Source organism: Novosphingobium mississippiense (genome assembly GCF_044029535.1).
Classification (GTDB): Bacteria; Pseudomonadota; Alphaproteobacteria; order Sphingomonadales; family Sphingomonadaceae; genus Novosphingobium.
Map to the genome: position 1 here is coordinate 1321623 of NZ_CP147001.1, position 18951 is coordinate 1340573.

Sequence of the window (18951 nt, forward strand, 5' to 3'; positions counted from 1 at the left end):
ATGACAGAGACTTCCAAGGCGCTGCCCAAGCTGCTTGTGGTAGAGGACGATGCCGGGCTTCAGGCCCAGCTCAAGTGGGCTTACGAGGATTTCGAAGTGCTGATCGCGGGCGACCGAGCGCAGGCCATGGCGCTGCTGCGTTCGGAAATGCCTGATGTGGTGACGCTGGACCTTGGCCTGCCGCCCGATCCTGATGGCGTGACCGAAGGATTCGCCGTTCTGGACGAAATCATGGCGCTGAAGCCCGATACCAAGGTGATCGTGGCTTCCGGCCACGGCGCGCGCGAATCCGCGCTTCAGGCGATCGCGCGCGGGGCATACGACTTCTACAAGAAGCCGGTGGACATCGATGCGCTGGGGTTGATCGTGCGTCGAGCACTTCAGCTTCACAGGCTTGAGGATGAGAACCGCCGTCTGGCCTCGAAGGTGGAGAAGGACGACAAGGTTCTCGGCCGGATGATCACCGCCGCGCCGGAAATGGTGCGCGTGGCGCGAACGATCGAGCGGGTGGCCAACACCAATGTCTCGGTGATGCTGCTGGGGGCGTCGGGAACCGGCAAGGAACTGCTGGCGCGCGGCCTGCACGAAGCCAGCGGGCGCGCCAAGGGCGAGTTCGTGGCGATCAACTGCGCCGCGATCCCCGAGAACCTCCTCGAAAGCGAGTTGTTCGGACACGAGAAGGGGGCTTTCACCGGCGCCGTGAAGACCACGCCCGGCAAGATCGAGCAGGCCGGCGGCGGCACGCTGTTCCTCGACGAAGTGGGCGACATTCCGCTCCAGCTTCAGGTGAAGTTGCTCCGCTTCCTTCAGGAACGGGTGATCGAGCGCGTGGGATCGCGGGAGTCTATCCCCGTGGACACGCGCATCGTCTGCGCCACCCATCAGGACCTTGAGGCGATGATCGCCGATGGGCGATTCCGTGAGGATCTGTTCTATCGCCTGGCCGAGATCGTCGTGAAGATCCCCAGTCTGGCCGAGCGGCCGGGGGACGCGACCTTGCTCGCGAAGGCGTTCCTCAACCGCTATGCCAAGGAAATGAATCCGCGGGTGCGTGGATTTTCCGCCGATGCACTGGCGGCGATCGATGCCTGGCAATGGCCTGGTAACGTGCGCGAACTGGAAAATCGGGTGAAGCGTGCGGTGATCATGGCCGACGAGAAGCTCGTCTGTGCGATCGATCTCGACCTTGCGGAGCCGGATGAGCAGGTGGCCAATGCGCTCAACCTGAAGACCGCGCGCGAGCAGGCCGATCGCAAGGTGATCCGTCATGCGCTGGCTCGTAGCGAGGGGAATATTTCCAGCACTGCCAAGATGCTGGGGATCAGCCGGCCGACGCTCTACGATCTGCTGAAGCAGTACGACCTGCAAAGTTGAGGCTTCGGGCCGATCGGTTCTAAGCCCAAAGAAAAAGGCCGGTGGCGCATCGAGCGCCACCGGCCTTTTCTATGCCATCAAGGCAGGAACCGATCAGATGTGGATCGGTTTGCCCTGCACGGCCATGGCCGCTTCCTTGATCGCTTCCGAGTGGGTCGGGTGCGCGTGGCAGGTGTAGGCGATGTCTTCCGAGGTCGCGCCGAATTCCATGGCCTGCGCGGCCTGGGCGATCATCGTGCCGGCAACCGAAGCGATGCACCACACGCCGAGCACGCGGTCGGTTTCAGCGTCCGCGATCACCTTCACGAAGCCGTCCGGCTCATGGTTGGTCTTGGCGCGCGAGTTGGCGAGCATCGGGAACTTGCCGACCTTGACCGCGCCGCGAGCCTTGGCGGCTTCCTCGGTGAGGCCGACGCCGGCGATTTCCGGCTGCGTGTAGACCACGCCCGGGATCACGTCGTGGTTCACGATGCCGGTCAGCCCCGCAATGTTTTCGGCAACGGCAATGCCTTCGTCCTCAGCCTTGTGGGCGAGCATCGGGCCGGGGATCACGTCGCCGATGGCCCAGACGCCGTCCACCTTGGTGGCGAAGTCATGGTCGGTTTCGATCTGGCCGCGCTGGTTCAGTTCGAGTCCGATGTTGCCGAGGCCAAGGCCGTCGGTGTTGGGCTTGCGGCCGATGGCGACGAGCACGACGTCAGCGTCGATCACTTCGGCGGCACCACCGGCGGCGGGCTCGACAGTGACCTTGGCAGACTTGCCTTCAACGGCAACGCCGGTGACCTTGGTCGAGAGCTTGAGCGCCATGCCCTGCTTCTTGAAGATCTTGGCGGCTTCCTTGCGCACGTCCAAGTCCATACCGGGAAGCAGTTGGTCGAGGAATTCGACGACGGTGACTTCCGCGCCAAGGCGACGCCATACCGAACCGAGTTCAAGGCCGATCACGCCGCCACCGATGACGACCATCTTCTTGGGAACCGAAGCCAGTTCCAGCGCGCCGGTCGAATCGACCACGACGCCGCCGGCATTGTCGATCTCGACGCCGGGGAGCGGGGTCACCGAAGAACCGGTGGCGATCACGATGTTCTTGGCGGTCACGGTCTTGCCGGCCACTTCGACGCTGTGCGCGTCCTTGAACTGGGCGTAGCCCTTAAGCCAGTCGATCTTGTTCTTCTTGAACAGGAACTCGATGCCGCCGGTCAGGCCCTTCACAGCGTCCTTGCGCTGGCCCTGCATGGTGTCCAGATCCAGTTCGGGGGTCACTTTGATGCCCATCGCCGCCATCGCGCCGCCCTTGGCCGCGTCGAAGTATTCCGAAGCGTGGAGCAGCGCCTTCGAGGGAATGCAACCCACGTTGAGGCAAGTACCGCCCAGCGTCTCGCGGCCTTCGGCACAGGCGGTCTTCAGACCGAGCTGCGCGGCGCGGATCGCTGCGACATAGCCGCCAGGGCCGGCACCGATGACAAGGACGTCGTAATCGTAATCAGCCATTGTTCAGGCCTCCGTACGCTCGTGCTTTGCACTAATCAGCCACGAGCGGAAAATAGTCATTACATCTCAAGTGAAAACCCCGCCCGACCAAGATCGGTGCGGACGGGGCATTCGGATCAGAGGTCGATGAGGAGACGCGTGGGATCCTCGATCGCTTCCTTGATGGTCTTCAGCGCGGTGACTGCCTCGCGACCGTCGATGATGCGGTGGTCGTAAGACAGCGCGATGTACATCATCGGGCGGATCACGATCTCGCCATTGCGCACGACCGGGCGGTCCTCGATGCGGTGCAGGCCGAGCACGGCCGACTGCGGCGGGTTGATGATCGGGGTCGACATCAGACCGCCGAACACGCCGCCGTTCGAGATGGTGAAGGTACCGCCAGCCATGTCGGCCATGGTCAGCGTGCCTTCCTTGGCCTTCTTACCGAAGTCGGCAATGGCCTTCTCGATGCCGGCGAAGCCCAGCTTGTCGCAGTCCTTCACGACCGGAACGACCAGGCCGTTCGGGGCCGAGACGGCGATCGAGATATCGACGTAGTCGTGGTAGACGATCTCGTCACCGTCGATCTGCGCGTTGACGGCCGGGATGTCCTTGAGCGCGAGGACCGAAGCCTTGGCGAAGAACGACATGAAGCCCAGCTTGATGCCGTGCTTCTTCTGGAACACGTCCTTGTACTTCTCGCGCGCTTCGATGACGGCCGACATGTCGACGTCGTTGAAGGTGGTGAGAAGCGCGGCATTGTCCTGCGCGGACTTCAGGCGCTTGGCGATCGTCTGGCGCAGACGCGTCATCTTGACGCGCTCTTCGTTGCGCGCGGCGGGAGCAGCGGCAGCCGAAGCGGGGACAGGGGCCGAAGCCGGCTTGTTCTTGGCTGCTTCAAGGACGTCGTCCTTGGTGATGCGGCCGTCCTTGCCGGTGCCCTTGATGGTGGCCGGGTCGATGCCATGCTCCAGAACCGCGCGGCGCACGGCCGGCGACAGCACCGAGGAACCGGCCGAAGTGTCGTCCGCGGCGGCAGCCGGGGCGGGGGCGACGGCTGCGGCAGCCGGGGCCGGAGCAGGGGCGGCAGCGGCCGGAGCGGCTACGGGGGCAGCAGCGGCGCCCGAGCCCGCTTCGATGGTGGCGATCAGCGCGCCGACGACGACGGTGTCGCCTTCCTTGGCAAGCTGCTGGCCCATGACGCCGGCGTGCGGCGCCATGACGTCGATGGCGACCTTGTCGGTTTCCAGGCTGGCGATGGGTTCGTCAGCGGCGACCGCTTCGCCGGGCTGCTTCAGCCACTGGCCGATGGTGGCCTCGGCGACGGATTCCCCAAGGACGGGGACCTTGACTTCGGTGGTCATGATTTATCTCAAGCCTTCTGCTTGCGGCGGAGTTCGGAACGGACGGAGAGGTGCAGCGCATCGGCAACCAACGCGGCCTGTTCGGCGACGTGGCGCTTGGCAAGGCCGGTGGCCGGCGAGGCGGAGGCATTGCGGCCGGCATAGCGCGGACGGGGCTGAGCGACACCTGCTTCGATGGCGGCAGCCTCGATCTGCGATTCGACGAAGAACCAGGAACCGTTGTTCTGCGGTTCTTCCTGACACCAGACGATCTCTTCGAGATTCGGCATACGTGCAAGGCGCTTGGTCAGCGGCTCGCCAGGGAAGGGATAGAGCTGCTCCAGACGGATGATCTGCGTGTCGTCGATCTCGGCGGCGTCACGGGCTTCGAGGATGTCGTAGAAGACCTTGCCCGAGCACAGGATGACCTTCTTCGTCGCTTCGTCGCTCGAACCGTTGGGGTCCGAGAGAAGGCGGCGGAAGTGGCCGTCACCGAGGAATTCCGAAGCGGCCGACTTCGCCAGCGGGTGACGCAGAAGCGACTTCGGCGTCATGATGACCAGCGGCTTGCGGAACGGACGGTGCATCTGACGGCGCAGAACGTGGAAGTAGTTCGCGGGCGTCGTGATGTTGCAGACCTGGATGTTGTCCTGCGCGCAGAGCTGCAGGTAACGTTCCAGACGGGCCGAGGAGTGCTCCGGCCCCTGGCCTTCGTAACCGTGCGGCAGCAGCATGACGAGACCGTTGGCGCGAAGCCACTTGGACTCGGCCGAGGCGACGTACTGGTCGATGATGATCTGGGCGCCGTTGGCGAAGTCGCCGAACTGCGCTTCCCAAAGCACCAGGGTCTTCGGATCGGCGCTGGCGTAGCCGTACTCGAAGCCGAGCACGCCATATTCCGAAAGCGTCGAGTTAAGCACCTCGAAGCTGCCGTGGGGCAGGGTCTTGATCGGGGTGTACTTGTGCTCGTCCTTCTGGTCGACCCAGACGGCATGGCGCTGCGAGAAGGTGCCGCGTTCGCAGTCCTGGCCGGACAGGCGCACGCTGTAGCCTTCGGTGACGAGGCTGCCGAAAGCGAGCGCTTCCGCCGTGGCCCAGTCGAACCCGTCGCCAGACTTGAACATCTCTTCCTTGGCAGCGATCACGCGGGCCAGCGTCTTGTGGACGGTGAGGTCCTCAGGAACCGTGGTCAGCACGCGGCCCAGGCTGTCGAACAGCTTGTTCTCGATACCGGTTTCGACATTGCGACGCGCGGTTTCGGGATCGGCGGGCTTGTGGAAGCCGCTCCACTGCCCGGCGAACCAGTCGGCCTGGTTGGCCTTGTAGGTCTTGGCCGCCTCGAACTGCTCTTCCAGATGCTGCGTGAAAGCGGCTTCGGTCTGCGGCAGGAACGCATCGTCGATGACGCCTTCCTTCTTCAGGCGCTCGGCATAGATCTGACTGACCGGCGGGTGCTGGCGGATCTGCGCGTACATCAGCGGCTGCGTGAAGCCGGGCTCGTCGCCTTCGTTGTGGCCGAAGCGGCGATAGCACCACATGTCGATCACGATGTCGCGGCCGAAGGTCTGGCGATAGTCGATAGCCAGCTTGCACGCGAAAGTAACGGCAGCCGGATCGTCGCCGTTGACGTGCAGGATCGGGGCCTGAACGCCCTTCGCCACGTCCGACGGATACGGCGAGTTGCGCGCGAACTGCGGGCTCGTCGTGAAGCCGATCTGGTTGTTGATGATGAAGTGGATGCAGCCGCCGGTGTTGTAGCCCTTCACGCCCGAGAGGCCGAAGCACTCCCAGATGATGCCCTGGCCGGCGAAGGCCGCGTCGCCGTGGATAAGGACCGGCAGCACCTGCTTGTGCTTGGCGCCGGGGCCGACGTCGTCGCCGATGTCGTCCGCGATCGTCTGGTAGGCGCGGACCTTGCCGAGCACGACCGGATCGACGGTTTCGAGGTGCGACGGGTTGGGCATCAGGCTCATGTGGACCTTGATGCCGTCGAACTCACGGTCGGCAGAGGTGCCGAGGTGGTACTTCACGTCGCCCGAGCCGCCGACGTCTTCCGGGTTGGCGGTGCCGCCCGAGAATTCGTGGAAGATCACCTTGTAGGGCTTGGCAAGGACGTTCGCGAGGACGTTCAGGCGGCCGCGGTGGGCCATGCCGTACACGATTTCCTTCACGCCCAGCGTGCCGCCGTACTTGATCACGGCTTCCAGCGCCGGGATCATGGCTTCGCCGCCGTCGAGGCCGAAGCGCTTCGTGCCGACGTACTTCTTGCCGAGGAACTTCTCGTACTGCTCACCGCGGACGACGGCCTGAAGGATCGCCTTCTTGCCCTCGACGGTGAACTCGATCTCCTTGTCGGCGCCTTCCATGCGCTCCTGGAGGAAGCGGCGTTCCTCGACATCGGAGATGTGCATGTATTCGAGGCCGACCTTGCCGCAGTAGTTGGCGCGCAGGATCTGCACGATCTCGCGAACGGTCGTCCACTCAAGGCCCAGGGCGCCGCCGACATAGACCGGACGGTCCTGCGCCGCGCCCACGAAGCCGTGGTATTCGGGGGTCAGGTCAGCGGGAAGCTGACGCTGGTTGAGGCCAAGCGGGTCCAGGTCCGCCGCCAGGTGACCGCGCACGCGATATGTGCGGATCAGCATCATGGCGCGGATGGCGTCTGCCGCCGCTTCGTCTATGCGGGACTGGTCGATCTTCGGGCCACCCTTGGCGGCCGCCTTCTCGATCTGGACCTTCAGCGCTGCGGGATCGAGGCCCTGCGTAAGGTCGTCCTCGAACTCGGCGCCGACAAGGGGCCAGTTCTTGCGCTGCCAGCTGGGGCCGGCCTGCGGGCCGTCAAGGGGGCTGTTGTCAGCCGAGCCGGGGGTGAAGTCGAAACTCTCGTCGCCCATGGGAATCACCTTCATGTGGCGTCGGGAGGGGATTCCCGGCGCTACCGAGCATAGTCTGCGCGAAGCCGGGATTCGGGGAGAAGGTCCCGTGTCTTCGCAAATCGTCCGGCGTCAGAAGCGCACCGGTTATTTATAGACCCGTGGCGACGGCGAACCGCCGCCACGGGCAAAACTGGTTTACGCCAGTTCCTTGAGAACCTCGACCAGCGTCTCGCCCAGGAGCGAGGGCGAGGGGGAGACGCGGATGCCCGCTTCTTCCATCGCCGCGATCTTGTCCTCGGCGCCGCCCTGGCCGCCCGAAACGATCGCACCGGCGTGGCCCATGCGACGGCCCGGAGGAGCCGTGCGGCCGGCGATGAAACCAACCATGGGCTTCTTGCGGCCACGCTTGGCTTCGTCCTTCAGGAACTGAGCCGCTTCTTCTTCGGCGCTGCCGCCGATTTCGCCGATCATGATGATCGACTTGGTAGCTTCGTCGGCCAGGAACAGTTCCAGGACGTCGATAAAGTTGGTGCCGTTGACCGGGTCACCGCCGATGCCGACCGCCGTGGTCTGGCCGAGGCCGGCGTTGGTGGTCTGGAACACCGCTTCATAGGTAAGCGTGCCCGAGCGCGAAACAACGCCCACCGAACCCTTGGAGAAGATGCTGCCGGGCATGATGCCGATCTTGCATTCGCCGGGGGTAAGAACGCCGGGGCAGTTCGGGCCGATCAGGCGCGACTTCGAGCCCGAGAGGGCGCGCTTCACGCGGACCATGTCCAGAACCGGAACGCCTTCGGTGATCGCGACGATCAGTTCCATCTCGGCGTCGATCGCCTCGAGGATGGCGTCGGCGCAGCCGGCGGGCGGAACGTAGATGCACGAAGCGGTCGCGCCGGTGGCAGCCTTGGCTTCGGCGACGGTGTCGTACTGGGGCAGGTCAAGGTGGCTGGAGCCGCCCTTGCCGGGGGTGACGCCGGCAACCATCTGGGTGCCGTAGGCCAGCGCGGCTTCGGTGTGGAAGCTGCCGGTCTTGCCGGTCATACCCTGGGTAATGACCTTGGTGTTCTTGTCGACGAGAATGGACATAGGGAAATCCTAATTCCTGTTCCTGGGGTGGGCCGATTCCGGCTTGGGAAGCGCCATGGCGCAAATTCCGCGAAGTGCAACCAAGTCGTAAAATCAACGGCCCGGTAAGCCGTAACCCCGCCAGCCCCCTCGAAACGCATTGGTTCGCGTTTTTGGGGGGAGCTGGCGGGGCCGGTTAAGTCAGATCAGGCCAGCGAGCTGTCGATGCCCTTGCAGGCCACCAGCAGTTCCTTGACCGCGTCGATCGAAACCTGAAGGCCGGCCTTCGCCTGCTCGTTCAGTTCGATCTCGATCACCTGCTCGACGCCGCCGGCGCCGATCACGACGGGCACGCCGACGTAGAGGTTGTCAACGCCATACTGGCCTTCGAGGTGCGCGGCGCAGGGCAGGACGCGCTTCTGGTCACCCAGGTACGATTCAGCCATGGCGATCGCCGAAGCAGCGGGGGCGTAGAAGGCCGAGCCGGTCTTGAGCAGGCCAACCACTTCGCCGCCGCCGTTGGCGGTGCGCTTGACGATGGCGTCGATGCGCTCCTGCGTGGACTTGCCCATCTTGATGAGGTCGGGAACCGGGATGCCCTTGACGGTCGAGTATTCGACCACCGGCACCATGGTGTCGCCGTGGCCGCCGAGCACGAACGAGGTCACGTCGCGGACCGAAACGCCGAATTCCCAGGCCAGGAAGGTCGAGAAGCGGGCCGAGTCCAGAACGCCGGCCATGCCGACGACCTTGTTGTGGGGCAGGCCCGAGAATTCGCGCAGCGCCCAGACCATCGCGTCGAGCGGGTTGGTGATGCAGATCACGAAAGCGTCGGGAGCGTTGGCGGCGATGCCTTCGCCGACCGACTTCATCACCTTGAGGTTGATGCCGAGCAGGTCGTCGCGGCTCATGCCGGGCTTGCGGGCGACACCGGCGGTGACGATGATCACGTCTGCGCCTGCGATGTCGGCATAGTCGTTGGTGCCGGTGATCTTGGCGTCGAAGCCTTCGACGGGGCCGCACTGCGACAGATCAAGCGCCTTGCCCTGCGGCAGGCCTTCGGCGACGTCGAACAGGACGATGTCGCCCAGTTCCTTCTGCGCAGCGAGGTGCGCGAGCGTGCCGCCGATGTTGCCGGCGCCGATAAGGGCAATCTTCTTACGAGCCATGTTGCTGCTTGTCCTTCCCACAAGGCGGGCGCTTCGGACGAAATGGCTCCTGCTGTGTCCCGCTAAAGGCAGGTGCCGGTGTTGACGAAGGGCGCCGTACGCCCCTCAATCCGACATTGCAACCGGGAAACCGCCGCAGAAAGGCGGGACGATGAAGAATTTAATGATAATAGTTCGCAATTGCAATAGTCGGGGTGGAAGTACGGGATTCCGTGTCGGGAATCGCCTCAGGCCAACCGATCGGCGCAATCGCGACCGCACTATTCGCAAGCCCATGAACGAGCTGTGAAGGCGTGAATCTTCCCGCAGTCCGGTGACACTGGCAAGAACGGCCGAAGCGAGTCGGCGCATCGGCAAGGCGCGTGGTCGCGAACGGGAACGCAGAACGAAGAACGGGCGCCGCCTGCTGCGACGCCCGTTTGGAGGGGCATGGTGGGGAGAGCCTCTTTCGTAGTCACCCGCTGCGGGCAATGCGTCGTTCGAAGGCCTCAGCCATGCGGCGATCGAGCTGGCGGCATACGGCGATCCACCATTCACAAGCCTTGTCGTCGCCGGCAAGGCGGGCAGCCTCTGCGTTGGCGCGGGCATGGCGGGCGGCGGAGAGGCCGTAGACCGCGAAATGGCGCAGTGCCTCTGTCAGCATACGCTCGTCATGGCCGTTCTGGTTGGCGGCCGAGGGTATTACTGGAGAGGCGCGGCGCGTGGCGCCGTTGTCGTTGACGGCGTCGAGCGGGGCCCACGAACAGAGCAAGCGCATGACCGCCGGTGGCGTATCGCCGCGTGCAGCGGAAAAGCGGATGGTCATCGTTGCGGGCCCTTTTGTCGTTGTCGCAGGGCTATTTCTGCCACGCAGGCCGCTAAGTCTTCGTGAGGGCCTATGGTTGCCAGAGCGTTATCTTTGCCCTTTGTCGCGGGTTTTCAGGTGCTCGGCTTGGCTATCCATTTGCCGGAATTGGCATATTCGGGGCGAATGCCCTGCGCCTCGGGCAAGCCTTGGGCGCGGTAGAGGTCGTCGCCACCGCGCGCGCGCACTTCATCGGAGTAGCGCGGCGCCGGGGCGCTGTCGCTCGCTGCGGGGGCCGAGCGGGCGGCGGGAGCATCGCCTGGCACGGCGAACGCGCGTTGCAGTGCAACGGGATCGAGCGCCGCGTCGGCCATGGCGGTTGCGGCGGAAAGATCGCGCGGATGGGGCGCGGCCAATGGCTCGCCGCCCAGATAGGCCAGGCGGAAAGACGCCGGAGCGCCAGCGGCCCCTGCGAAGCTGTAGAAGCGGTGCGCGCCGATGGTGGTAAGGTAGTGGAGGCTCGGCGCCCAGTAGGGATTGACCTGGATCGTATGATAATGCGTCGCCAGTCCAGCGGGGGCATACACATAGCCGGCCAGTGCCGCGCGGGCGACGGCGGCCGCCCGATCCCAGAAGAAGCGCTGCGGCGCGCGGGCCAGTGACCCGTCACAGGCGAAGGTGAACTGGCAGCCGGTCGGCCGCTCAGATCCTTCGAATACGACGCCGCAGACCGTCTTGGGATAGGCCGGGTGCGCCAGCCGATTGAGAACGACCTGGGCCACGGCGCGCTGCCCGCCATCAGGCTCGGTCGCGGCTTCGTAGTAGATTGCCATGGTCATGCATTGCTGCGCCCGCGCGCGATCGAGGGTGGATCCCTCGAAGCGGAACGGCCGTGCAATCGGCCCTGAAGGGTCGTTGAAGGCGTTATCGGTGGTTGTAGTCTGAACCGCCGGTTCTGTCTGGAGGTAGTAATAGGCCGAGCCTGGAAAGCTTTCGCCCTTCTGCTCGAAGGGCATTGGCAGGACGCCCTCGTTTGCGGCCGGCGCGTCGCCGATGGAAAAACGGCCCCAGCTTCCCGGCTCGGCAAAGGCAGGCAGGGCCATCGCCGCCAGCACACCAATCGCCAGTGCCCACCGCTTCTGGGCCTGTTTACGCCGATGACGCCATCCACCGCGCACTGCGAAGTCGCGCGAGAGCGGCTCCATTCCGCGGAGTTTAGGGATGGGGGCGATATCCGTCACAAGCAGTCCCAAGGTCCAGATTCAAGGTAGCGCGCCTTTGCGCGTAACGCATCGGGCGGTGTTCCGCATGGTCGGAGTCGAAGCCGTCCCGAAGCGGAACGCTATGAGCGGAAAGGATGAAGGAGTAGCGAACGCGCCATTCCGGTCGAAGGTATGGGTGGTGAAACGAAAAACGGGCAGGTCGCGCCTGCCCGTTTTCCTTTGTCGCTGCGTGGCGCCGTTACTTGGAGGCCTGCGTCAGTCCGCGTGCCTCCAGCATCGGTTCCACGCTGGGATCATGCCCGGTGAAATCGCGATACATCTGCGCAAAGTCCTTCGAATGGCCCTGGCCCAGGAAGCTGGCGCGGATGTGGTCGCCATTGGCGCGGGTCATGCCGCCGTTCTTTTCCACCCAGGCCCAACCATCGTGGGCCAGCACTTCGGTCCAGATATAGGCGTAGTAGCCGGCCGCGTAGCCGTTGTCCCAGATATGGCGGAAGTAGGGCGTCTTGTAGCGGGGCGGGATCAGGTCCGTGCGCAGGCCGGTTTCCGCCAGCGCCTTGGCTTCGAAGGCCATTGGCGGCTGTGCTGCCTCTTCAGGGTTCAGGGTGTGCCAGCGCATGTCGAGCATGGCCGAAGTCAGCGTCTCGCCCAGGCCCAGGCCCTGGTTGAACTTGCCCGCGGCCTGGATCTTGTCGAGCAGGCCCGCCGGCAGCGGCGCGCCGGTCTGATAATGCTTGGCGAAGTGGTTCAGCACTTGCGGCACGGTGGCGAAGTTCTCGTTGAACTGGCTGGGGAACTCCACGAAGTCACGCGCGGTGTTGGTGCCGGAAAGCGACGTGTACTTCTGGCTGGCGAAGAAGCCGTGCAGCGCGTGGCCGAATTCGTGGAACATCGTCGTCACGTTATCCCAAGTGGCGAGCGGAGGCTGGCCATCGGCGGGCGGATCGATGTTGAGCGTGTTGACGATCACCGGCTTGGTGCCGTTGATGTAGGACTGGTCGACGAAGTTGTTCATCCATGCGCCGCCCTTCTTGTTGGGGCGGGCGAAGGGATCATAGTAGAACAGCGCGAGCGACGAGCCATCCTTGTCGAACACTTCATAGACGCGCATCGACGGGTGATAGCCCGAAAGGTCGGTGCGGCGCTTGAAGGTGATGCCGTAAGTTTGCGTGGCGGCGTAGAAAACGCCGTTTTCCAGTACGTTCCACACCTCGAAGTACGGCTTGATCGCCGCCTCGTCGAGGTCGTACTTCGCCTTGCGAACCTTCTCCGCATAGTAGCTCCAGTCCCAGGGCTGAAGCGCATCGGTGACGCCATCCGCCTTGGCGGCTTCGGTCAGCAGGGCGGCCTCACGATCCTGCGTGGCGCGCAGGGCGGGGACGAAGCCCTTCATGAAGTCCATCGCCTGCTTGGGCGACGTGATCATCTGGTTGTACATGTTGAGCGTGGCGAAATCCGGCTTGCCCAACAGCTGCGCCTTCTTGGCGCGCGCCACTGCGATCTGGCTGACGATGCCGGTGGTGTCGTACTGATCGCTCGAACTGGTGCGATTGATGCTGGCTTCGAACACCTTCTTGCGGCTGTCGCGGTTGGTCAGCTGCGTCAGTACCGGCTGCTGGGTAAAGTTGAGCAGCGGGATCAGGTACTTGCCCGGCTTGCCCTGTTCTGCGGCGCGCTTGGCAGCTTCGGCGATGGCGGCGTCGCTCATGCCCTTCAATTCGGCGGCATTGTCGAAGACTACGCCGTGCGCGGCGGTGCCGGCGGTCAGCGTCTGGGAGAACTTGGTCTCCAGTGTGGCGATCTCAAGGTTTAGCTTCTTCAGTTCCACCTTCTGCGTGGCCGAGAGCAACGCGCCGCGATTGACGAACTTGGCGTAAGTGGTCGAAAGCAGCATCGCGTCTTCGCCGGTCAGCGCCTTGCCTTCGGCGCTGTCATGCACGGCCTTCACGCGGGCGAAGAGTGCATCGTCGAGATAGATGTCATCGTTGAGCGCGGAAATCTTCGGGCTGAGCGCGGTGTCCGCAGCGTCCAGCGTGCCATTGGTATTGGCTGAGGTCAGCTGGCTGAACACGTTGTCCACGCGATCGTACATGCTGCCCGCGCGTTCCATGGCGACCAGTGTGTTCTCGAACGTCGGCTTGGCCTTGTTGGTGGCGATTGCCTTGATCTCGGCGCGCTTGATGGCGATCGCAGCCTCGATCGCCGGCTGCCAGTCACTGTCCTTGTACTGTGAGAAGTCCGGCGCGCCGTAGGGCAGGGTGCTGGGCTGTGCGAAGGGGCCGGTATAGGCCGGGGCAGCGGCCTTCGGAGCTTCCTTGGCGAACGCAGTCATGGGGATGCCTCCAAGCAGGCCGGCGCCGAGTACGAGCGGGGCAGCGGCGGCCATGAGCCGGGTCTTCATCGGTCATTTCTCCTGGCGGCGGCAACCCGGAAAAGAGAAGGCAACCGGAACGTGGAGCCGAACAAACGGCCGCGTCCGGCGCGCTGGCATGGGCGCCGCAGTTGGTGGATGACCGGGGTTGAAGCGCAGAAAACAGCCACAGGCAAGCGCACTGGCGACCAATTGTGACAGGTTGCGCAAAGATGCTTGCCGGCTTTTCGGATCGCCAGAACTATGACGCCGGGGCGCAACATGCTTACGCCCCGGCGCCTCGACGGCCGCGGGATGCCTCTTGAAGAGGCTCTATCGCCGGCGGGGGATTCCGGCCCGGTCAGTTCGACCGGAAGCGACCGTTCGACCAAATCTGCATCGGCTGATCGCGGCCTTCGTCGTGCTGGCGCACGCGATCTTCAAGCTGGCGATCGAAGATCAGCGATCCGGTGCGGCGCGCAAAACGGCTGCGGCGGTAAGGAAGTTCTGCACCGATGTTCATGATCATCTCCTCTCAAGGCGGCAAACGCGGACTGTCGGCGTTGGTTCCCGACTTTGGTCCAGCATCAGGACTATCAGCCGACGGCGGGAAGGGGAAGCGGAAGGCGCGTTCCGTTCGCCGCATCGGCCAGCGTATACGCGTCCAGTTCTGCCAGAAATGCGCCCATCGCCTTGCGCAGCAGAGCGGTCAGGCCGCAGGCACCCCGCAGCAGGCAATTGTCGCAATCGGCGGGCTGGAGATTGGGTTCGGTGAGCCGCACGACTTCGCCCAGCGTGATCGCAATGGCCGGTCTGCCAAGTCGAAAGCCGCCGCCGCGACCGCGCACTGTTTCCAGCAATCCGGCGTTGCCCAGCAGGTTTACCACCTTCATCGCGTGATTGCGCGAAATGGCGTGTGCGTCGGCCACTTGCGCGATCGAGAACAGCCGGTCTGGATCGACAGCGGCATGAAGCAGGATGCGCAAGGCGTAATCTGTGTGCGCGGTAAGGCGCAAATCGCAGTCTCCGGATAATGATGCTTTTTGTTTACATCTTTTAGGGCTGCAGGTATAGATGTATTCAGTTTGCATCTTTAAGGAAGATTCGAGATGGCTGCTCCTCTCAGCGAAACCACCATTGCCTTGATCAAGGCTACTGCACCCGCGCTTCAGCAGCACGGTGTGGAGATCACGACGCGCATGTATGCGCGCCTTTTCGAGAATGAGGATGTGCGCGCCATGTTCGATCAGGCCGCGCAGGAATCGGGTGAGCAGCCACGCCGTCTGGCTGCAGCGATCCTTGGCTATGCACAGAACGTGGACAAGTTGCAGAACCTGACCGGCGCGGTTGCGCGCATGGTGCAGCGCCATGTCGATACCGGTGTGAAGGCGGAGCACTACCCGCTGGTGGCCGAAGCGCTGCTTCCCGCCATCCGCGATGTGTTGGGCGAAGCGGCGACGGACGAAGTGCTCGCCGCCTGGGGAGAAGCCTACTGGTTCCTCGCCGATATTCTGATCGGCAAGGAGGCCGATGCCTACGCCGAAATGGAAACGGCCTGATCCATCGCCCCCGAACGGATGAGTCGGTCCGTCGAGGGCGGATTTACCCTGGCAAACGTGCTTGCCGCATATGGACAAGCGCTTGCTTCTCGCCATAAGCACGCCGCCTCAACCGGGGGGTGTGACATTCGGATTCATAAATGGCTGGCGGCGATGGCCTTGGCGGGCGTCGCAACCGGGGCGACTGCGCAGGTCGCATCGGGGCAGGAGGATGTTCCCGCCCCGCGCGCGGGTGAGCGGACCGAAAGCAAATCGCTTTCGGCCGTTCAGGTGTTTGCCATGGCGGAAGAAGCGCGTGCGAAAGGCGATTTTCCCACCGCCGAAGTTGCCTATCGCGCGCTGACGCAGGATCGGGATCTTGAAGTCCGTACCGAGGCGCGCTTCCGCCTGGCGCTGATGCTGGGCGATCAATTGCATCGCTATTCGGATGCGGCCTTGGAATTGCGGCGCATTCTGGACGACAAGCCGGGGGCGGGGCGTGTGCGCCTCGAACTGGCGCGGATGCAGGCGCAGATGGGAAATCTGGCAGCAGCACGTCGCGAACTGCGCGCGGCGGAGGCATCCGGATTGCCGCCGGAAGTCGAGCAATTGGTCCGCTTCTACAGCCGTGCGCTCACCGCGAAAAAGCCGTTCGGCGGCTCGATCGAGGTGGCGCTGGCCCCCGACAGCAATATCAACCGCGCCACCCGGGGAGACAAGCTGGGCACGGTTATCGGCGACTTCACGCTGGACGACGATGCGCAGGCAAAGTCCGGCCTTGGGCTCGATGTGCGGGGGCAGGGCTACTTCCGGCTTGGAATTTCGAAAAGCGCGGAACTGATGACGCGCGTTTCAACCAGCGCGACGCTCTACAAGGATAGCCGTTTCGACGATATCTCGCTGGCGCTTCAGACGGGCCCTCAGTTCGTGTCTGGCGGGGATCTGGTAACGGTTTCGGCAGGTCCTACCTGGCGTTGGTACGGACTGGACCCCTATTCGCTGAACCTTGGCGGCAACGCAGCGATCCAACACCCGATGGGCAAGCGCGGGCAATTGCGCGTCGAAGGTGGCGCCAGCCATGTGACCAACCGCCGGAACGCCTTGCAGACCGGATGGGACTACACCCTTTCGACCAGCCTCGATCGCGCGTTTTCGGCTCGGTTTGGCGGCGGTCTCCAGTTCTATGGCTTTCGCGAGGCGGTGCGCGATCCGGGTTACTCGCTCGCAAGTGGCGGCGTGTCTGCCTATCTCTTTCGCGAATTGGGCCGAACCACGCTGGTCGGCACGGTCGGCTACAGCCACCTGGAAGCGGACGAGCGCCTGTTTCTTTATCCCAAGCGGCGGATCGAAGACCGCTACAACGCCAGCATCGCGGCAACCTTGCGCGCGCTTCACGTCGGTACTTTCGCGCCGCTGGTGCGCCTGAGGTGGGAGCGCAACCGATCGACCATCGAAATCTACGACTATCGCCGCGTGGCCGCCGAATTCGGCGTCACATCGGCGTTCTAGCAGCGCAGCAGGTCTCAGGCTCAGCGAGTACCCACGCCGCGCTCGAACTGGGATTGCAGGTTCGTCAGCGCTGATGGGGTGATCGGCGGCAGTTCCTGCGCCGTCTTGCCTTTCCGCAGGGCGGCGCGGTCCTTTTCGGAGGGATCGACCACGCGCACACGCACGGCGGCCTTGCCTTTTGCACGAATGCCCAGCGCTTCGGCGGCGCCGCGCGACAGGTCGATCACGCGGGCGCTTTCGCCGTAAGGGCCGCGGTCGTTGACGCGCACGAGGATGCGCCGGCCGGTATCGAGCGAAGTGACTTCGACATAGCTCGGCAGCGGCAGCGTCTTGTGTGCGGCGGTGATCCAGTCGGGGCGGAAGCGTTCGCCATTGGCTACCTGGTTGCCGGACTCCTTCCCGTACCACGTCGCATAGCCCAGAACGTCGTAGCCGGGCTGATTGGCGGGCGTGTACGTGACGCCGCGCACTTTGTAAGGCGGGCCGACGCGTACCGGCACATCGCTGACGGCGCGAAACTTCGTGCCACCGCCGCAGGCTGCCAGCGTCGAGACCAATGCAATTGCGAATATGGGCTTGAGCGCCCCCGTTAAACTGCCGCTCATGCCCGATCCCTAGCGTTGCATCCGGTGCCCTGTCCAATCGTCTTGACGCCGGGGAGGGGCGGACCGCCGGAACCGTGGACCGGATCGACCGGTTGTCCACCGCTGAAGGAGCGATGCATGTTCAAGTCCATAGCCGTGGCTGCGCGGGACCGGGGCCGAATGACGGAAGTATCCGCCGTGATCGCGCGTTTCGGGCTGGAATCGCTGGCGGTGCGGCTGGGGATAGGGGAGGGCGATGACGGTGCTGGTTCCGAGGCGCGCGATCTGCCCAGTCGCACCCGGCGCGGGCTGGAAGCGCTGGGGCCGACGTACGTGAAGCTCGGCCAGATCCTGGCAACCCGGCGCGACTTGCTGCCCGATCCATGGATCACCGCTTTCGAGCAGTTGCAAAGCGATGCGCCGCGTGTGCCGTTCGAGGAATTGCGCAGTGAAGTGGAGGCGGCGCTGGGCGAACCGCCCGAAAGTGCGTTCGCCCATTTCGATACCGAACCGCTCGCAGCCGCATCCATCGCGCAAGTCCACCGGGCGCGGCTGCACGATGGCAGGGAAGTGGTGGTGAAAATCCGCCGTCCGGGGATCCGCGCCCGGATGGAGGCGGACCTCAGGCTGATGCGTCATCTTGCCGCCTTGGCGGAGGCGCGCAGCGCCGTGGTTCGCCGGATGAAGCCGGCCGCCATGATCGAACAACTTGGTCGCGAGATTCTGGACGAACTCGATTTCACCAACGAGGGGCGCAATGCCGAACTGCTGCGGGCTGATCTCGCTTCGCTGGATCGCGTTACCGTACCGCGCATCCATTGGGAGTGGACTGGCGAGCAGGTGCTGGTCATGGACTACATCGATGGCGTGCCGCCGCGCGATCCGGAGGCGTTGAAGGCCGCCGGCATCGATCCATCGCGCATCGCTTCGCTTGGCGCGGAACTGGTGCTGGAGATGGTGCTGGTCAATGGGCGCTTCCACGCCGATCCGCATCCCGGCAACTTGTTGTGCCTGCGTCCCGAGACTGCGGGGGGGCGACGGGCTGGCGCTGCTCGATATGGGTTCTGTCGGCTTCGTCAGTCCGCGCCGGCAGCATGAATTCCTGACCTTTGTGCTCGCCTTGCGCAGTGGCGATCCCGGCGGTGTGGCGGACATGCTAGCCACATGGTCGGACGGCGGCGATGTTCCTCGCGAAAAACTGCTGCGGGCATCCGAACGGCTCGTGGCACGACATGGCACCGGGGCCTTGGTCCTGAATGCGATGGTCGCCGACTTCTTCCCACTGCTGCGGCAGGAAGGGCTGGTCCTGCCACCCGATCTGGTACTGATCTTCAAGGCGATGGTGACGATGGACGGCGTGCTGACCAGCATCGCGCCGGATTTCGACTTGTCGGACGCATTGGAACGCATGCGGGGCAAGCTCGTTGCTTCGCGGCTTTCGCGCCTTGCCGCGCCGGACAAGCTGGAAACGGCGCTACTGGAATTTTCGCGCCTAGCCGAGGAAGCGCCGCGCTTTCTGCGGGCCGCCTCTTCGCGAATGGAGGCTCCATCTCCTCCGCCGCGTGAGGAGGACACGGCTAAGGCTATCAGGCTGGCCGGATGGCTGGTCGGCGGAGCGGTGGTGTTTCACGCGCTCGCCGACCTGCTCATCCACTGGACTTGA

The 18951-nt window shown here is 64.3% G+C and carries 16 protein-coding genes; 5 read left to right on the forward strand and 11 right to left on the reverse strand.

Annotated elements, in window-relative coordinates:
• A complete protein-coding gene (prsR, locus tag WBP06_RS06190) occupies positions 1-1374 on the forward strand; it encodes a PEP-CTERM-box response regulator transcription factor (RefSeq protein ID WP_395332893.1) in 1374 nt (457 codons plus the stop codon).
• 93 nt (positions 1375-1467) lie between these two features.
• Here the strand turns inward: prsR and lpdA are convergent, their stop codons facing one another.
• The 10 genes from lpdA to WBP06_RS06240 all read right to left on the reverse strand — a co-directional run bounded on the left by lpdA (position 1468) and on the right by WBP06_RS06240 (position 14673).
• On the reverse strand, positions 1468-2865 hold the full coding sequence (gene lpdA / locus WBP06_RS06195; protein WP_395332895.1) for a dihydrolipoyl dehydrogenase: 1398 nt from the start codon (positions 2863-2865) through the stop codon (positions 1468-1470).
• Between the two features lie 116 nt (positions 2866-2981).
• On the reverse strand, positions 2982-4211 hold the full coding sequence (gene odhB, locus WBP06_RS06200) for a 2-oxoglutarate dehydrogenase complex dihydrolipoyllysine-residue succinyltransferase (protein WP_395332897.1): 1230 nt from the start codon (positions 4209-4211) through the stop codon (positions 2982-2984).
• 8 nt (positions 4212-4219) lie between these two features.
• A complete protein-coding gene (locus WBP06_RS06205) occupies positions 4220-7084 on the reverse strand; it encodes a 2-oxoglutarate dehydrogenase E1 component (protein WP_395332899.1) in 2865 nt (954 codons plus the stop codon).
• Positions 7085-7261: 177 nt separating this feature from the next.
• Positions 7262-8152 carry a succinate--CoA ligase subunit alpha gene (gene sucD, locus WBP06_RS06210; protein WP_395332901.1) on the reverse strand — a complete coding sequence of 297 codons (891 nt, stop codon included), beginning with the start codon at positions 8150-8152 and terminating at the stop codon, positions 7262-7264.
• Positions 8153-8337: 185 nt separating this feature from the next.
• The gene (gene mdh / locus WBP06_RS06215; RefSeq protein ID WP_395332903.1) at positions 8338-9300 is read right to left on the reverse strand and encodes a malate dehydrogenase; all 963 of its coding nucleotides are present in this window, start codon (positions 9298-9300) and stop codon (positions 8338-8340) included.
• Between the two features lie 454 nt (positions 9301-9754).
• Positions 9755-10105, reverse strand: a complete 351-nt coding sequence (locus WBP06_RS06220) for a hypothetical protein (RefSeq protein WP_395332904.1) — start codon at positions 10103-10105, stop codon at positions 9755-9757.
• A 113-nt stretch (positions 10106-10218) separates the two neighbouring features.
• Positions 10219-11325 carry a cell wall hydrolase gene (locus WBP06_RS06225; protein WP_395332905.1) on the reverse strand — a complete coding sequence of 369 codons (1107 nt, stop codon included), beginning with the start codon at positions 11323-11325 and terminating at the stop codon, positions 10219-10221.
• Between the two features lie 220 nt (positions 11326-11545).
• Positions 11546-13708 carry a M3 family metallopeptidase gene (locus WBP06_RS06230; protein ID WP_395332906.1) on the reverse strand — a complete coding sequence of 721 codons (2163 nt, stop codon included), beginning with the start codon at positions 13706-13708 and terminating at the stop codon, positions 11546-11548.
• 310 nt (positions 13709-14018) lie between these two features.
• A complete protein-coding gene (locus WBP06_RS06235; protein ID WP_395332907.1) occupies positions 14019-14180 on the reverse strand; it encodes a hypothetical protein in 162 nt (53 codons plus the stop codon).
• 73 nt (positions 14181-14253) lie between these two features.
• Positions 14254-14673, reverse strand: coding sequence for an Rrf2 family transcriptional regulator (locus tag WBP06_RS06240; RefSeq protein ID WP_395332909.1), 420 nt, complete (start codon positions 14671-14673; stop codon positions 14254-14256).
• A gap of 93 nt (positions 14674-14766) precedes the next feature.
• Here WBP06_RS06240 and WBP06_RS06245 point away from each other — a divergent pair, with 93 nt between their 5' ends.
• Complete coding sequence (locus WBP06_RS06245; RefSeq protein ID WP_395332911.1) at positions 14767-15216, forward strand: globin domain-containing protein; 450 nt, start codon at positions 14767-14769, stop codon at positions 15214-15216.
• Between the two features lie 153 nt (positions 15217-15369).
• The gene (locus WBP06_RS06250; RefSeq protein ID WP_395332913.1) at positions 15370-16704 is read left to right on the forward strand and encodes a surface lipoprotein assembly modifier; all 1335 of its coding nucleotides are present in this window, start codon (positions 15370-15372) and stop codon (positions 16702-16704) included.
• Between the two features lie 20 nt (positions 16705-16724).
• Here the strand turns inward: WBP06_RS06250 and WBP06_RS06255 are convergent, their stop codons facing one another.
• Positions 16725-17309 carry a septal ring lytic transglycosylase RlpA family protein gene (locus WBP06_RS06255; RefSeq protein WP_395332915.1) on the reverse strand — a complete coding sequence of 195 codons (585 nt, stop codon included), beginning with the start codon at positions 17307-17309 and terminating at the stop codon, positions 16725-16727.
• Positions 17310-17426: 117 nt separating this feature from the next.
• Between WBP06_RS06255 and WBP06_RS06260 the strand changes: the two genes are divergently transcribed.
• Together WBP06_RS06260 and WBP06_RS06265 are read left to right on the forward strand one after the other, a co-directional pair.
• Positions 17427-18386 (forward strand): ABC1 kinase family protein, encoded by a 960-nt coding sequence (locus WBP06_RS06260; protein ID WP_395332917.1) that lies wholly within the window; start codon positions 17427-17429, stop codon positions 18384-18386.
• Complete coding sequence (locus WBP06_RS06265) at positions 18346-18951, forward strand: hypothetical protein (RefSeq protein WP_395332919.1); 606 nt, start codon at positions 18346-18348, stop codon at positions 18949-18951. Before WBP06_RS06260 ends, WBP06_RS06265 begins: the two co-directional genes overlap by 41 nt.

Bases quoted from the DNA above. Each gene is read 5' to 3' on its own strand.
- sucD (WP_395332901.1), bottom strand. From the start codon at position 8,152: ATGTCCATTCTCGTCGACAAGAACACCAAGGTCATTACCCAGGGTATG.
- WBP06_RS06255 (WP_395332915.1), bottom strand. From the start codon at position 17,309: ATGAGCGGCAGTTTAACGGGGGCGCTCAAGCCCATATTCGCAATTGCA.
- WBP06_RS06230 (WP_395332906.1), bottom strand. From the start codon at position 13,708: ATGAAGACCCGGCTCATGGCCGCCGCTGCCCCGCTCGTACTCGGCGCC.
- WBP06_RS06250 (WP_395332913.1), top strand. From the start codon at position 15,370: ATGGCCTTGGCGGGCGTCGCAACCGGGGCGACTGCGCAGGTCGCATCG.
- WBP06_RS06235 (WP_395332907.1), bottom strand. From the start codon at position 14,180: ATGAACATCGGTGCAGAACTTCCTTACCGCCGCAGCCGTTTTGCGCGC.
- mdh (WP_395332903.1), bottom strand. From the start codon at position 9,300: ATGGCTCGTAAGAAGATTGCCCTTATCGGCGCCGGCAACATCGGCGGC.
- WBP06_RS06205 (WP_395332899.1), bottom strand. From the start codon at position 7,084: ATGGGCGACGAGAGTTTCGACTTCACCCCCGGCTCGGCTGACAACAGC.
- lpdA (WP_395332895.1), bottom strand. From the start codon at position 2,865: ATGGCTGATTACGATTACGACGTCCTTGTCATCGGTGCCGGCCCTGGC.
- WBP06_RS06220 (WP_395332904.1), bottom strand. From the start codon at position 10,105: ATGACCATCCGCTTTTCCGCTGCACGCGGCGATACGCCACCGGCGGTC.
- WBP06_RS06245 (WP_395332911.1), top strand. From the start codon at position 14,767: ATGGCTGCTCCTCTCAGCGAAACCACCATTGCCTTGATCAAGGCTACT.
- odhB (WP_395332897.1), bottom strand. From the start codon at position 4,211: ATGACCACCGAAGTCAAGGTCCCCGTCCTTGGGGAATCCGTCGCCGAG.
- WBP06_RS06265 (WP_395332919.1), top strand. From the start codon at position 18,346: ATGGGTTCTGTCGGCTTCGTCAGTCCGCGCCGGCAGCATGAATTCCTG.
- WBP06_RS06260 (WP_395332917.1), top strand. From the start codon at position 17,427: ATGTTCAAGTCCATAGCCGTGGCTGCGCGGGACCGGGGCCGAATGACG.
- prsR (WP_395332893.1), top strand. From the start codon at position 1: ATGACAGAGACTTCCAAGGCGCTGCCCAAGCTGCTTGTGGTAGAGGAC.